Origin of the sequence: Psychrobacter sp. PP-21, from assembly GCF_033790785.1 — a bacterium.
Taxonomy (GTDB): domain Bacteria; phylum Pseudomonadota; class Gammaproteobacteria; order Pseudomonadales; family Moraxellaceae; genus Psychrobacter.
Window position 1 is genome coordinate 131,549 of sequence record NZ_JAMYEB010000003.1, and the last position, 14,597, is coordinate 146,145.

At 44.8% G+C, this 14,597-nt stretch carries 12 protein-coding genes; 8 read left to right on the plus strand and 4 right to left on the minus strand.

Annotated elements, in window-relative coordinates; genetic code table 11:
* Positions 1 to 55 precede the first annotated feature (55 nt).
* Positions 56 to 2,077, minus strand: coding sequence for an ATP-binding cassette domain-containing protein (locus NJD71_RS04650; protein ID WP_319050775.1), 2,022 nt, complete (start codon positions 2,075 to 2,077; stop codon positions 56 to 58).
* Between the two features lie 698 nt (positions 2,078 to 2,775).
* Here NJD71_RS04650 and erpA point away from each other — a divergent pair.
* From erpA to NJD71_RS04690, 8 genes are all read left to right on the plus strand, one after another.
* Entirely contained in the window at positions 2,776 to 3,156 is a 381-nt protein-coding gene (gene erpA, locus NJD71_RS04655; protein WP_057757666.1) for an iron-sulfur cluster insertion protein ErpA, read from the plus strand.
* 357 nt (positions 3,157 to 3,513) lie between these two features.
* Entirely contained in the window at positions 3,514 to 5,088 is a 1,575-nt protein-coding gene (gshA, locus tag NJD71_RS04660) for a glutamate--cysteine ligase (RefSeq protein ID WP_319050776.1), read from the plus strand.
* Positions 5,089 to 5,156: 68 nt separating this feature from the next.
* Positions 5,157 to 5,684, plus strand: coding sequence for a disulfide bond formation protein B (locus NJD71_RS04665; RefSeq protein WP_319050777.1), 528 nt, complete (start codon positions 5,157 to 5,159; stop codon positions 5,682 to 5,684).
* 453 nt (positions 5,685 to 6,137) lie between these two features.
* A complete protein-coding gene (locus NJD71_RS04670; RefSeq protein WP_319050778.1) occupies positions 6,138 to 6,782 on the plus strand; it encodes a copper resistance protein NlpE N-terminal domain-containing protein in 645 nt (214 codons plus the stop codon).
* Positions 6,783 to 7,107: 325 nt separating this feature from the next.
* A complete protein-coding gene (mpl, locus tag NJD71_RS04675; protein ID WP_319050779.1) occupies positions 7,108 to 8,595 on the plus strand; it encodes a UDP-N-acetylmuramate:L-alanyl-gamma-D-glutamyl-meso-diaminopimelate ligase in 1,488 nt (495 codons plus the stop codon).
* Positions 8,596 to 8,991: 396 nt separating this feature from the next.
* Positions 8,992 to 9,246 carry a GlsB/YeaQ/YmgE family stress response membrane protein gene (locus NJD71_RS04680; RefSeq protein WP_319050780.1) on the plus strand — a complete coding sequence of 85 codons (255 nt, stop codon included), beginning with the start codon at positions 8,992 to 8,994 and terminating at the stop codon, positions 9,244 to 9,246.
* Between the two features lie 206 nt (positions 9,247 to 9,452).
* Positions 9,453 to 10,007, plus strand: coding sequence for a peptide deformylase (gene def / locus NJD71_RS04685; RefSeq protein WP_319050781.1), 555 nt, complete (start codon positions 9,453 to 9,455; stop codon positions 10,005 to 10,007).
* Between the two features lie 113 nt (positions 10,008 to 10,120).
* Positions 10,121 to 11,296, plus strand: a complete 1,176-nt coding sequence (locus NJD71_RS04690; RefSeq protein WP_319050873.1) for a type III PLP-dependent enzyme — start codon at positions 10,121 to 10,123, stop codon at positions 11,294 to 11,296.
* A 96-nt stretch (positions 11,297 to 11,392) separates the two neighbouring features.
* Here NJD71_RS04690 and NJD71_RS04695 read toward each other — a convergent pair whose 3' ends face one another.
* From NJD71_RS04695 to dnaJ, 3 genes are all read right to left on the minus strand, one after another.
* On the minus strand, positions 11,393 to 12,289 hold the full coding sequence (locus NJD71_RS04695; protein WP_319050782.1) for a hypothetical protein: 897 nt from the start codon (positions 12,287 to 12,289) through the stop codon (positions 11,393 to 11,395).
* 87 nt (positions 12,290 to 12,376) lie between these two features.
* Positions 12,377 to 13,207, minus strand: a complete 831-nt coding sequence (dapB, locus tag NJD71_RS04700) for a 4-hydroxy-tetrahydrodipicolinate reductase (protein ID WP_319050783.1) — start codon at positions 13,205 to 13,207, stop codon at positions 12,377 to 12,379.
* 172 nt (positions 13,208 to 13,379) lie between these two features.
* The gene (gene dnaJ / locus NJD71_RS04705; protein WP_319050784.1) at positions 13,380 to 14,516 is read right to left on the minus strand and encodes a molecular chaperone DnaJ; all 1,137 of its coding nucleotides are present in this window, start codon (positions 14,514 to 14,516) and stop codon (positions 13,380 to 13,382) included.
* Positions 14,517 to 14,597: the final 81 nt, after the last annotated feature.

A 14,597-nucleotide genomic window follows, 5' to 3' on the forward strand; every position in this document is an offset into this window, starting at 1 on the left:
GGGAGGGCTAACGCCCTCCCTTTTTTATTGTTCACTGTTAAGTATTCAAAGCGGTTTATGCAAACCTACTTTCCATTTCTTCTAACGTCGTCATCGATAGCAACAGCTTTTCTTCATTATCGCTATGCTGCTGTTGTAATGCCGTTTGCTCATTTAGCAAAACCAGCAAGTCGGACTTACGGCTCTCTTCATATAGAGTCGTATCAGCCAGTTTTTCCTCAAGGGTCACAAGCTGCCCGTCAATTTTAGCCAGTAGCTTTTCTGTGTCCTCTATCTCACGGCGAATAGGCGCTGTCAATTTGCGTTGTTCGGCAGCGAGCTTACGCTGTTCTTCTTTACTAAGTGCAGGCGTCGTCGTTTTGCTTTTTGAGGAGTTATCAGCTGCTTTATTACTGACTTGGCTATTATCTGTTTCACGTGAAACAAACTTCTTACTCTCTTTTTTGCTTTTCTTTTTATGGTTACTCTTCTCTTGTGTACTTTCTTGCTTACGCTTTTCAGCCAGCCATTTACCATAGTCGCTGATGTCACCGTCGAACTCATCGATTTTGCCATCATGAACGAGATACAGCTCATCACAGACGTTGGCAATCAGCTCACGATCATGCGATACCAGGACAACGGCACCTTGAAACCCTTGTAGCGCAATGGTCAATGCTTGGCGCATCTGTAAGTCCAAATGGTTGGTCGGCTCATCAAGTACGAGAACATTGGGACGCTGCCAAACGATCAACGCCAATGTTAGACGCGCACGCTCACCACCAGAGAATAACTCACTTGGAGTATCGATACGCTCACCGCGAAAATCAAAACTGCCTAAGAACGAACGCAATAGCGCATCAGAGGTTTTACCTGCTAGGCGGCGCAGCATCTCTATGGGCGTGGCTTTGGCGTCCAAGATATCCATTTGATGCTGGTTGAAATAGCCCAATTTTAGGGTATCTGAAACGCGGTAGGTACCTGTCAATACGCCAAGCTCACCAACCAATGCTTTAATCAGTGTGGATTTACCCGCGCCATTCATACCCAGCAAGCCAATACGCGTGTCTGGCGTCACTTGCATGCTGGCATTGTGCAGCAGTGGCGTCTCGCTATAGCCAATATCTGCATGGGTCAGCTCAATCAGTGGTGAGCTCATGTTTGCTGGCTCATAAAACTGAAATGAGAATGGATTGTCTGCCATCATTGGTGACAGCTCTGACATACGCTCTAACTGTTTGATACGGCTCTGTGCTTGCTTAGCTTTACTGGCTTTGGCACGGAAACGACGAATAAAGTCATCCAAGTGAGCCTTGGTCGCTTCTTGCTTCTCAAACGCTTGCTGCTGCTGTGCCATACGCTCATGACGCGTGCGAATAAACTGCTGATAATTACCCGTATAAAGGGTGATTTTTTGTTGTTCGACATGCAAGATATGACCGACTGTCGCGTCCAAGAAGGCTTGGTCATGCGAGATGACAATCACTAAACCCATATAGGCATTGATCCATGTCTCAAGCCACAAAATAGCATCCAAATCCAAATGGTTGGTTGGCTCATCGAGTAGCATCAGATCAGCGCGGCTCATCAGGGTTTTGGCAAGATTCAAGCGCATGCGCCACCCACCAGAAAACCCTTCTACAGGCAGCTCATGCTGACTGGTATTAAAGCCAAGACCTGCCATGATTTGAGCGGCTTTGGTGGGCGTGCGATAGCCATCAATTTCATCAAACTGCTGATGCAATACGCCGATCTGCTCATCACTAACGCTGCTCAAGTCATTGAGTGCCGCATTGATTTCATACCACTGCTCGTCACCGCTGAGTACATAATCGACCGCAGACTGCGTCGTCGCACCCACTTCCTGTGCCATATGCGCCACTTGCCAGCTATCAGGAATACTGACTTCACCTCTATCTAGCGTAACTTCGGTATCACCTTTGCCCATTTGCGTCAGTAGTAGCGCAAACAAGGTCGACTTGCCGGTGCCGTTGTTGCCCGTCAGGCCAACTTTGTGACCTGGATGGAGCTGAAAGCTTGCACCTGCAAACAATTCACGACCATCACGGCGAACACCAACGTCTTTAAATTCGATCATATAATTTCTTCATCTCAGCAATAATATAGATATAGGGCAATAAGAAACACACATAGGGTATGCCAACTGGCGGCTATTATTTCAAACGCTTGCCACATAGGCAAACAATTAAATAACTATTTCAAAACTAAGTATTTATTATGATAATAGCTTGAGGTTCGATAACTGGCTATTGAGCGCTCAAATACCGATTAGCAATTTAAAGATAACTATTATAAAGGTTATGATCACAATGCGCCTATGTATAGACAGCGAGTATCAATACTGCCTAGTAAGCGTTATACATTCTAGTACTGTCTAATAGTGCTTTATACTAGAGCGTGTCTTCACTCTAAAGACAACGATAAAGACACGATAAATGGAAGCCTAACAAGGAAAATAGCGCAGACAATATCAAGATATTAACCCATTATCTATTGTCATCAATGGCATGGTTAGCACACAGTGAATCGTGTCACTCTTGACAAACGAATCAATACCCCCATTATGATATACTGCTAAAAAATAAGCGCCTAGCATCTATAACGCATTGTGGTAGCGCAAATATCATTTTAAAGCGGCTTACAATGCATTACTATTTTTGACATAACGACAGCACCCAATTGAATCAAACGCCGTGCGTATCTTTTTTTGCAATCGTTTTATTGCAAACCCAAACAGGACGACGACCGCATTTGATCCTAGCAACTGAGGTAGATATGAACGAATCAGCCAACCAATTTAGTCCAAGCTCAAGCCAGCCAGTAGATCCTACGGTATTAAGCCTAACCGATAGTGCCGCACAAAAAGTACGCCGTCTACGCGAAGAAGAAGGTGATAGCGATCTGATGCTACGCGTTTATGTGACTGGTGGCGGTTGCTCTGGTTTTTCCTATGGATTCAACTTTGCCAATGATCTCAACGAAGACGATGCCAATTTTGATAACGGTGATGTGACCTTGGTCGTCGACTCACTAAGCTATCAGTACTTGCAAGGGTCTACTGTCGATTATACCGAAGGACTAGAAGGTGCTCGTTTTGTGGTGACCAATCCAAATGCAACCACCACTTGCGGCTGCGGCTCGTCATTCTCTATTTAAATGGTCTATCGTTTTGGCACTATGACCTAAGATACTTAATGGGCGCGCCAAAACGGTATTGATGATTTAGAGCATAACGGTCAAAGCATCTATCTACACGGTAGGTGCTTTTTTTATCACTCTTAAGTCTATCTAATAAAACTGGCTAGCATGAATACTAGCTAATTTGACTCTAAATACCGAGAAAAACTTTGTCAAATCATCCTTCCTAAAGCTTATCGTATTTGTAATTGTCCGTGGTTTTCAATACGGCTTTGAGCTAAACTGACGGGATTATTGACCTAACATTTACCTATTTTATGGACAAACGCCTATCGTGTTTTGATCCACCATAATAAATAACAATAGATGACTATTATGAGTAATTTTGCGAGTAGCTTTGTTAACTTTGACATTCCCAACTGGTTCGATAGCCAGCACTTGACGGGTATGCTTCGTGGTATCGAAAAAGAAGGACTGCGCGTAAAGCCTGATGGTTTTTTGGCACAGACACCGCATCCAGCCAAATTGGGATCAAAACTGACCCATCCCTTTATTACTACTGACTACTCAGAGAGCCTACTCGAGCTCATCACCGAACCAAAAACATCCCCAAAAGAGACCCTAAACATGTTGCGCCAGCTGCACGTGTTGGTATATCAGGGCATGCCTGAAGGTGAGCTGATGTGGCCTTTGTCCATGCCATGTATGTTGTCATCGAAAGATGAAGATATTCCATTGGCTGATTATGGCAGCTCCAACACAGGTAAGCTAAAAACCTTATATCGTAGTGGTTTGGGTATTCGTTATGGTCGCCGCATGCAGACCATCGCAGGTCTACATTACAACTTGTCTTTTGGTGATACGCTCTTTGAAACATGGCAAGCGCAAACCCCAACGGCACAAGATCAGACGCTGACAGAATTCAAAAACGAAAAATACTTGGGGCTCATTCGTAACTTCAAGCGCCTAACCAGCCTTGTGCTATATTTACTAGGCGCCAGTCCAAGCGTGTGCCCTTGTTTTGTAGCAGGGCGTGAGCATGATTTAGAGCTTTTAAATGACTCGACCTACTACAAGCCTGCTGCGACGAGCCTGCGCATGGGTAAGCTTGGCTACACCAATAGCGTGCAAGAACAGCTAGATATTCGTTATAACTATCTGCCAGAATATGTCGCTGGGCTACGCCGTGCGATTCAAACGCCGCATGACAGCTTTTCTAAACTTGGTTTAGAAGACGCTGATGGTAATCCTGTCCAAATCAACAATCATATCCTCCAGATAGAAAACGAATACTATAGCCCTATTCGTCCTAAACAGATTGCGATGAGTGGTGAGACACCGACCGAAGCGCTTGAACGTCGCGGTATCGCTTATGTCGAGTTTCGTGCGATTGACCTTGATCCTTATAGCGATGTCGGTATCCGTCTATCCAGTGCTTGCTTCTTAGAAGTGATGGCGCTCTACTGTCTATTTAGTGAGTCGCCAGACTTGCTTCCTGAAGAAGAAGAGACACTCGCTATCAATCTTGAGCGTGTGGTCAATGAAGGTCGCCGCGATGATTTGCACATTATCAATAACGGTCAAGAGCAGTCACTAGAGCGTTGGATGCTCACGCATTTGGAGCGTATGCAGCCCCTTGCCGCATTGTTAGATGCTCACTATGGTGGTAATGACTACCGCGCAGCAGTAGCATTGATGCAAGGCAAAGCAGGACACTCTGAGTCGACCATATCTGCGCAAGTAAACTCAGATAGTAAACGTTTGGGTAGCCTATGGCAGCTTGGCTTTACCTTGGCTCAGCAGCATCGTGACTCTCTGTTGCAACAAACACTCAGTCCGAATACCCAAGCAAAGTATGAAGTATTGGCAGAAAAATCTGTTCTACAACAAGCTGATATTGAAAAGTCTGAAACAGAAGACTTTATGGAATTTTTGCAGCAGTATCGCTAAGTTTTGATTACTGAGTTCTGACTGCTATCCAACATCTATTGCAGATGACTATATAAGAGTAACGCACTATGCGACACCTGACCACTTACCGTAACTTGCAAGTATTTTTGGTGATAATGGCCATAACAGGCATGAGTTTTGCGCTGTTTTACTTGCAGCGGCATCTTGGACTATCCCCTTGTCCACTCTGTATTTTTCAACGTATTGGTCTAATAGTCATGGGTGGTTTTGCGCTGATATCAGCATTATTTAACCCAAAATCCAAAGTAGTGAAGTTGCTATTATGGCTTGGTAGTTTGGCAGGCATTGGCTGGTCTACTGCTGTCGCTATACGCCATGTTTGGCTACAACACCTACCTGCCGACCAAGTTCCTTCATGTGGTCCCGGTTTGGACTATTGGCTTGATACCCTACCTATCTTGCAAGTATTCAAAGAGGTGTTTGCAGGCTCTGGTGAATGCGCCTCTGTCGATTGGACATTTATGGGGTTGAGTATTCCTGAGCAGTCCTTGATTTTGTTTAGTGTACTCCTAGTGGTACACGGGTTGATCCTATGGCGTATCGTACGACCTACCCATAACGCTCGTATCGCTTAGTAATTCATCAAAGCACTCTACTACTTTATAGCTAATGTTTTTTCTAAACAGACATTCATACCTTGCTATGTAATGTCTGTTTTAGCTTATGTCATTGTTAAATATCTCTTATTAGCTCTATTAGAGGGAACGACAGATGCCAAACTATCTCCTTCTATCTAGCATCTATAATAAGCACAACAAAAAGTCTACAGAGATATTCCTAACCCTTTGATATCTTTATACAGCTTATTCCATTAGTCGTTAGCCCTTATAGCTCAATTGCTTTTGAACGACAGACTATTTGTATCTCGATAACCAGATGACGTTCTCAAGTTCCTAAGTTTATATTATCGTTAAGCTTATACCCCTCAACGTCGATTAGTTTTGACAACGGCATCATATTGTCAATAATTTGGGGTTTTCGATAGTAAGGGTGATTTTTTAAAACACTATCTAGAAACTGTTTTTGGTATGACCATGATATCTCTTGCACCCATTTGCTCTACTACACTTATTGTCATCAAACGCTGGCGTCTACCCTTATTGGCGATACCGCTGTGTGCGTTGTTGGCCGGTTGTGATAGCGCTTCATCTAATGCTGATCAAAACATGATGACCAAAATTGGCTCTGTTGATACATTGGATACAACTGAACCACAAGATGAGCCAGAAGAGGGTGACGGCACCTCCCTATCAGATGCCAATAGCAACTTGAGTGAGTCTACCGAAGGGCAATCGCTTATTGCCGCTGCCCAATCAAATAACGATGCAAAGATAAAACCATCGACACTATATTCAAAATCGAACAGCAGTACACTGCAAGCAACACTAATGGGTGACTATGGCGGTATGGTGCCTTGCGCAGACTGCGACAGTATTGATGTCACATTGAACTTATTTGCTGACGGTTCTGTACTGAAAGCCAGTACCTATCACAATCCAGAACGACCGCGACCCCCTCTGCTTGAATCTGGCGTTTATCGTCAAGACAATGACAAAATCACCATCGTATACGAAGACAAGAACATTGAGTCCTATCACATCCAAGACAACCATTTGATTTTGATAGATGAGCAAAAGAATCTCAATAACGACTATACGTTGTCACGTAAATAATCATCAACGCAAATAATCACTAATAAAGCGACGTAAGCAGTCATCAATAAACTCAATATCAACAACCTATCTTTTTAAATAGGTAAGCCCTATTCAACATCTTTTTGAACGAGTCATATTTTTTCAGCCACATAACGCCTACTTGTTGGGCGTTTTTTGTTGGTCATCGAACAACGTTTACTTTACAATGATTGCTGCTCTGCCACACTGCTATAGTGGCAACGCCTGATCAAAGCACTAATCCTTACTGATAGCGGCTAAGCACTCCAAACCTTATTATTCATTAGCTGTCTATCTCCTTTATTCAAGCTCGTACGGAACGTCTATGCATATTCATATCCTTGGTATTTGTGGTACTTTTATGGGCTCGCTAGCGTTGTTAGCGCGTGAACTTGGGCATACCGTTACTGGTTCAGATACCAATGTATACCCGCCTATGTCTACCCAACTTGAAAATGCTGGCGTCACTATCGAAGAAGGTTATCTCATCGAGCATCTACAACCAGCGCCAGACTTAGTCGTTGTTGGTAATGCAATGAAACGTGGTATGGATGTGATCGAGTACATGCTAGATAGTGGTCTGCGCTATACCTCAGGTCCACAGTTTTTGTCCGAGCAAGTGTTGCAGTCCCGTCATGTGATAGCCGTCGCCGGTACTCATGGTAAAACCACCACGACCACTATGCTCGCTTGGATACTGCATTATGCTGGTATCGATGCAGGGTTTTTGATCGGCGGTGTGCCACTGGTCGATACGACTGATGAGCACTTGCAGAAGGTGTTTGCGCACAGTAGCTATCTGGGCGCAGAAACAACAAACGATGATAGTACCGCTCCTTCTGGCTATTTTGTCATTGAAGCCGACGAGTATGACTCTGCATTTTTTGATAAACGTTCAAAGTTCGTCCATTACCGCCCGCGTACCGCTATCTTGAACAACCTAGAGTTTGATCATGCTGATATTTTTGCAGACCTTGATGCTATTCAGACCCAGTTTCACCACATGGTACGCATGATTCCAAGCACAGGTAAAATCATCATGCCTGCCGCGACTATCAGTTTAGAGGACACCTTAGCAAAAGGGGTCTGGACCCCTATCTGGCGTACGGCGGTTATCGACTCTACTACTACTGTTTCAAACACAGACGACACCCTAAAAGACAATAGCGAATGGCAAGCTGAGCTTATTCGCGAGGATGGCAGTCAGTTCCAAGTAAGCTTTGCAGCTGACAAAGAAGCAACTGCTATCGTAAACTGGTCGATGAGCGGTATTCATAATGTCAACAATGCTTTGGTTGCTATTGCAGCAGCCTACAACGTTGGCGTGAGCGTTTCTACTGCCTGCGCTGCATTATCCGCCTTTGCTGGTATCAAACGCCGGATGGAGCTAATCGGTGATGTAAACGATATTCTCGTTTTTGATGACTTCGCCCATCACCCAACTGCTATTACGATGACTTTGGACGGCGCCAAAAAGAAACTGGCTGACAGACGACTTTGGGCGATTATCGAACCGCGTAGTAATACGATGAAAATGGGTATTCACCAAGACAGCTTGGCTGAGTCAGCTGCTCTCGCTGACTATACGTTATGGTACGAGCCTACGGGACTAGAATGGGGTCTAAAAGAAGTCATCGAACAGGCCTGTACTGAAAGTGACTCTATTGGTAACCAGCAAGTGATGTCTAGCATCGATACCATCATCGAACATATCATTACCCATGCCCAGGCAGGCGATGCCATTGTCGTCATGTCTAATGGTGGTTTTGAGGGTATTCATCAGCGTCTGCTCACTGCACTGCGTAATGACTAGATAATTAACCAAAGAGTAGATAGACCCCGTATTTACTATGGAACAAAGCGCAGCCGTTTAGCAGACGAGCTGCGTTTTTTTATTCCGGTTCACTTATCCCGGTTTACTTATATGAGCCTTTCTAAATCAGCTTTTCTGAATAAGTTGCTTCTAAGCAAGTGCCTTTGAACACACTCACCTCTCGCAACCTGCCAACATTCGCTTCTGTTAGCACCACGGCTACCTTTGTAACCTTTCGTTTACTTATTACCCGTACGTAATAGCAAATCAGACTTTTTTCTCACATAGCCCCTACACAGGTAACATTTCGTGCTTACTTTTGTGTTTGAGGACTGTTTACAATGAAGTCATCAAATTAACGACATATTATAAATATTAATAATTTAGGAGAACAACATGAGCTTTATTTGGATGATTATCGTAGGTCTAGTCGCAGGTTTATTGGCACGTGCTATCAAGCCAGGTAGCGACCCTATGGGTTGGATCATGACGATTGTATTGGGTATTGTTGGTGCCATGCTAGGTGGTTTCATCGCAGGATTAATTGGTATTAATGCGGATGGCGGTTTCACAGGTCTTATCTTCTCAGTGATCGGTGCCATTATCTTACTGTTCTTGTATGAAATGATTGTAAACAAACGCCGTGCCTAATTACCGCATATAGTTAGCAATCATACAAAACAACCAAAGAAGCCTCGCACTAAGCGGGGGTTTTTTGTATCAATAAACATAAGCCTCTCTATTCTACAGACCTATAAAACCTGATATGAACGGGAAAGTATTGATAAGCATTACTTTTGTCCCCATTTATCTTATAATATCAACCCTATTTTGTCCCTATCATTGAGGTGAGCGTTATGGCACTACTCCCTATCTTAAGTTACCCAGACCCGCGTTTGCGCACGATTGCCAAACCTGTCAAGGAAGTAACTGCTGAAATCAAAACCTTAATCGCTGACATGATCGAGACGATGTATGATGCTCAAGGTATTGGCCTTGCTGCTAGCCAAGTCGATCGTCACATTCAGCTTATCGTCATGGACTTGTCTGAAGACAAAACTGCTCCTAGAGTATTCATCAATCCAAAAGTCACGCCATTGGTAGATGACAAAAAACCCTATGAAGAAGGCTGCCTATCCGTACCTGACGTCTATGACAAAGTAGAACGTCCTACCAAGGTACGCATCGAAGCTTTGGATGGTGAAGGTAACGTCATTGATGAAGAAGTAGAAGGCTTACTTGCTGTCTGTATCCAGCATGAAATGGATCATCTAAATGGTGTGATATTCGTCGACTACCTCTCTCGTCTAAAGCAAACTCGTGCGCGTGATAAAGTTCGTAAAGTCGTCAAAATACGTGAAAAACAAGAAGCTCAGGCGGCTGACAAGCAAGCACAAACCCTCAACTCTTAAATTTCTTATCCTTAATATCGTCTCGCCTAACGTGACTGTGACTCTGTGACATTCACGGTGTGGCGACGTTTTTTGTTGGGTATTGTTTTTACTAAAGGTTTATTACTATGACAATGATCAAAATCGACCAATATTTTGAACCTGCCAGCTGGCAGAAATTTACCAAAGCTGCCGAAGGTCGTGAGACCCCATTTCTAGTGGTAGACCTTAGTCGCATAGAAACAAAGTACCACGAAATGGTCAGTCTATTTCCGACTGCCAAATTGCACTATGCAATGAAAGCCAGCCCTGCGGTAGAAGTCATCAACTTATTAGCAAAGCTTGGTTCAAACTTTGACTGCGCGTCAATCTATGAGCTTGATCGAGTGCTAGACTGCGGTGTTGAGCCTTCTCGCATCTCTTATGGTAATACCATCAAAAAAGCCGAACACGTCAAATACGCTTTTGAAAAAGGTATCGATCTATACGCTACCGACTCAGAAGCTGATCTCAAAAATATTGCCAAACATGCCCCAGGCTCTAGAGTGTTTGTTCGTATTTTGGTTCAAGGTTCAGAGACCGCAGAGTGGCCACTATCGCGCAAGTTTGGCTGTCACCCTAATATGGCCATTGATTTGTTGGTTCAAGCGCGCGAGCTGGGTTTGGTACCATATGGCATCTCATTCCATGTGGGTAGTCAACAAAAAGACGTGGCTGCATGGGATGATGCATTGGCCAAGGTCAAATATATGTTTGATTGGATGAAAAACGAAGAAGACATCAAGCTACAGATGATCAATCTGGGCGGCGGTTTCCCAACCAACTATATCAGTGAAGTCAACCCGATCAAGGTTTATGCCGAAGAGATTACCAGTTACTTAACCGATGACTACAACGCTGAAGAGATGCCTGAAATCATCTTGGAGCCAGGTCGTTCATTGGTCGGTGGCTCAGGTGTGCTGGTCAGTGATGTCGTGCTTATCTCGCGTAAATCAGATACCGATTTGACCCGCTGGGTATACACGGATGTCGGTCTATTCCAAGGCTTGATCGAAACGCTAGGTGAAGCCATCAAGTATCCTGTCTATACGCCTAAGATGGAAACTTCAACCAGCGAAGGTACCGTCGTACTGGCAGGCCCAACCTGTGACTCAACCGACATTATGTACGAAGAAGCTGGTTATCAGCTGCCTCAAGAGCTTGAGATTGGTGACAAAATCTACTGGCTCACCACTGGTGCTTATACCAACTCTTACTCATCGGTAGAGTTCAACGGTTTTCCGCCGCTCGAAGTGGTTTATATTGACTAGGTTTCAAACCTGTTGTCCATAAAAAAGCGCGGTGCTGTTGATTATAGATTAATCACAGCACCGCGCTTTTTTGTGTTTGGCTGTTTGATTTAGAAGCTATTGAACCAATAAAGCAATCGGTGCGTTATCGTTGCTACTAGTCGTTCGACTACCGCTACTGATTAAGGTTTGCGAGATTTGACCAATCGTCACCCATTGTCCACGTGGCACAATGAGCGTACTGTTCAATCTTTGAGCATCGACCATGTTACTGCCATAACTATGTTGATGATAAGGCGAATGGGGTTGTGCAACTCCGTTTTTAGCTAATGTTTCTTCAACTTGAGATAGTGTGACCTCAACCTGTCCGTTTGACAGTAGCCTTGGTAAAACAACGATGCCTCTGCTAGTCGGTAGCAATACTTGATTCTGGATGATAATTTGTCTTGAGGATCGAGTGTCGCTTGAATAAATATTGGTATTGTAGAGTGAGTAGAGCGTGCCTGTACTGATACTGGCCGCGCTGCCAGATAGCGTTTGTACTTGGTATAGATTATTGCTTTGCTGCTGGCTGCGACGCTGATTGATAATCCCTGACCCTTGGATACCGCGATTGGTTATGATGACCTGACCCTGCTGAGTGCTACTCTGACTGTCCTGAATATTCCCAACACGTACCGCAACGGTGAGCGCTTGCGGCTGACGATCAATCTGCACGAGTAGCTGCTGTATCATTTGATAATTGCGAGGTGTGGTTCTCAGTATCAGCTTATCTTGATAGATGCTAACTGCACCACCATCAGCGCTAGTGTTTAGCTGTTGTCTGACTGCGGGTAGTAGCGCCGCACCGCCATAAGTGTGAATTACATAGGTTTCGACGTTACTCGCTTGTACTGCAATAGGTAGGACAGCTAGACTGAGTGCAAATACAGGAAGGCATGCACTGCGAGCAATATTGGCTATAGAAATCGCACCAACCAGCTTATACGTTGTATAGCGTTTGATATTACTCACAGGCACTCTCCTTGTTGTTCGCGGCCTCGTCTCTTTCAGTCTTAAAACCTATATGTCTCTGTTTGTTTAAATCCTCAGTGATCACGGTTACTCATTTAGACCCAGCACATCCTGCATATTGTATTGCCCAACTGCTTGCTCGGTCACCCACGTCGCGGCACGTACAGCACCTGCGGCAAACGTCATGCGCTCTCGTGCGCGATGAGTGATCTCAACCACCTCACCATCTGCGATAAACATTACGGTATGGTCACCCACGATCTCGCCGCCGCGTACGGCATGTATACCGATGGTTCCTGTTTCACGCTCGCCCGTTTGTCCTTCGCGGCCATAGATAGCGACGTCTTTTAGATTTTGTCCGCGGGCGTCGGCGACAGCCTCTGCCATCATATAGGCTGTCCCAGATGGCGCATCAATCTTATGCTTATGATGTGCTTCGATGATTTCTACATCAGCATCAGTACCAAATGCCTTTGCGGCCATGCCAAGTAGTTTTAACGATAAATTTACGCCCGTCGAATAGTTGCCAGCATACACGATGGCGATTGCTTCGCTTGCTTTTGCTAGTACTTGCTCTTGGGCTTCATTGAACCCAGTCGTACCGATAACCATTGCCACATTGTGCTCAGCACAGACTTGCATATTTTGCTCGGTCGCATCAGGCAAACTAAAATCAATCAGCACATCGATGTCGTTAATCACAGTCTCTAGGTTATCAACAATCTGTACCTCTAAACATCCGATAGCAGCAACCTCTCCTGCATCAGTACCTACGAGACTAGATCCTTGGCGCTCAATCGCGGCATTAAGTATAGTTTTTGCATTGTTCTGTACGGCTTCGATAAGCATGCGGCCCATACGACCACCTGCACCGATCACACCAACTTTGATGGCTTGCTCATTTGTTTGTTGACTCATCTCTCTACCTTAAATACTTTATATTTACTGGGATTGTTTTGAATATCATTTATCGTAAGTTTAGCAAATATCATTACCTGAGTGGTTTTTTATCAGCACAAGAAAAATCCCAAAGGTTTCATGTGAAACCTTTGGGCTTAGTTTAGTACTAGCTACTTAGTTAGACTATTTCTTAATCGAATAAATCGCCGATTTTTTTAAAGAATGATTTTTTGTGTGGTGACTGCTGATGTTTGCTGTCATCATCCAAGGTATCTTGGAATTGACGTAACAGATCTTTTTGCTCACGTGTCAAGTTGACAGGTGTCTCGATGACAACGCGGCAGATCAAATCACCTTTCATTGTGGTACGTACTGGCGTCACGCCTTTGCCGCGTACACGCAGCAATTTGCCACTTTGTGTACCTTCTGCGACTTTGATCTTTACTTTGCCGTCTAAGGTTGGGATTTCAACTTCTTTACCTAATGCTGCATCGGTGATGCTAACAGGTACGTCCATATATAGGTCAGCGCCTTGGCGGGTAAAGACATTGTGTTGTTTGACACGTACTTCGACATACAGATCACCGTTCTGTACACCTGCGCCGCCTGCCTCACCTTCTCCTGCTAGGCGAACGCGGTCACCATCATCGACGCCTGCTGGGATAGACACTTCTAGTGTGCGTGATTTGTCTTTGACGCCATTACCATGACAGTCAGGGCATGGGTTTTTGATCTGTTTACCAGAGCCACCACACTGCGGGCAAGCCTGCTGCACTGCAAAGAAGCCTTGCTGCATACGCACTTGACCTTGACCATGACACATCTGACAGGTCACGACATCAGAGGCGTTTTTTGCGCCTTTACCATCACAGGTATCACAGGGCGCTGGCGCAGTAAAGCTGATTTCTTTTTTGCAGCCACGTACTGCTTCTTCTAATGTCAGCTCAATGACATAGCGTAAGTCTGATCCTCGACGTGAACGTCCACCGCCGCCACCACGTGATTGACCAAAGATATCGCCGAAGTTGCCAAAGATATCGCCAAAGATGTCTTGGAAGTTGCCGCCGCCTGCACCACCAAAACCGCCACCGCCCATACCGTTTTCGAAAGCAGCATGACCCATGCGGTCATAAGCTGAGCGCTTTTCTTCGTCGCTTAGCACTTCATAAGCCATCGACGCTTCTTTGAATTTGTCATCAGAGTCAGGGTCATCAGAGTTGCGATCTGGATGGTATTTCATAGCAAGCTTGCGGTAGGCTCGCTTAATTTCCTTGCTATCAGCGGTTTTGCTGACACCTAATACTTCATAAAAATCGCGTTTACTCATGGTTTCTCCTATCGTCTTCGCAGTACCGCCAGCTCGTTGACTGATTAACGTTGCTCATTAGCTCTTTATTCATACGTGAGT

Bases quoted from the DNA above. Each gene is read 5' to 3' on its own strand.
- NJD71_RS04650 (WP_319050775.1), bottom strand. From the start codon at position 2,077: ATGATCGAATTTAAAGACGTTGGTGTTCGCCGTGATGGTCGTGAATTG.
- erpA (WP_057757666.1), top strand. From the start codon at position 2,776: ATGAACGAATCAGCCAACCAATTTAGTCCAAGCTCAAGCCAGCCAGTA.
- gshA (WP_319050776.1), top strand. From the start codon at position 3,514: ATGAGTAATTTTGCGAGTAGCTTTGTTAACTTTGACATTCCCAACTGG.
- NJD71_RS04665 (WP_319050777.1), top strand. From the start codon at position 5,157: ATGCGACACCTGACCACTTACCGTAACTTGCAAGTATTTTTGGTGATA.
- NJD71_RS04670 (WP_319050778.1), top strand. From the start codon at position 6,138: ATGACCATGATATCTCTTGCACCCATTTGCTCTACTACACTTATTGTC.
- mpl (WP_319050779.1), top strand. From the start codon at position 7,108: ATGCATATTCATATCCTTGGTATTTGTGGTACTTTTATGGGCTCGCTA.
- NJD71_RS04680 (WP_319050780.1), top strand. From the start codon at position 8,992: ATGAGCTTTATTTGGATGATTATCGTAGGTCTAGTCGCAGGTTTATTG.
- def (WP_319050781.1), top strand. From the start codon at position 9,453: ATGGCACTACTCCCTATCTTAAGTTACCCAGACCCGCGTTTGCGCACG.
- NJD71_RS04690 (WP_319050873.1), top strand. From the start codon at position 10,121: ATGATCAAAATCGACCAATATTTTGAACCTGCCAGCTGGCAGAAATTT.
- dapB (WP_319050783.1), bottom strand. From the start codon at position 13,207: ATGAGTCAACAAACAAATGAGCAAGCCATCAAAGTTGGTGTGATCGGT.
- dnaJ (WP_319050784.1), bottom strand. From the start codon at position 14,516: ATGAGTAAACGCGATTTTTATGAAGTATTAGGTGTCAGCAAAACCGCT.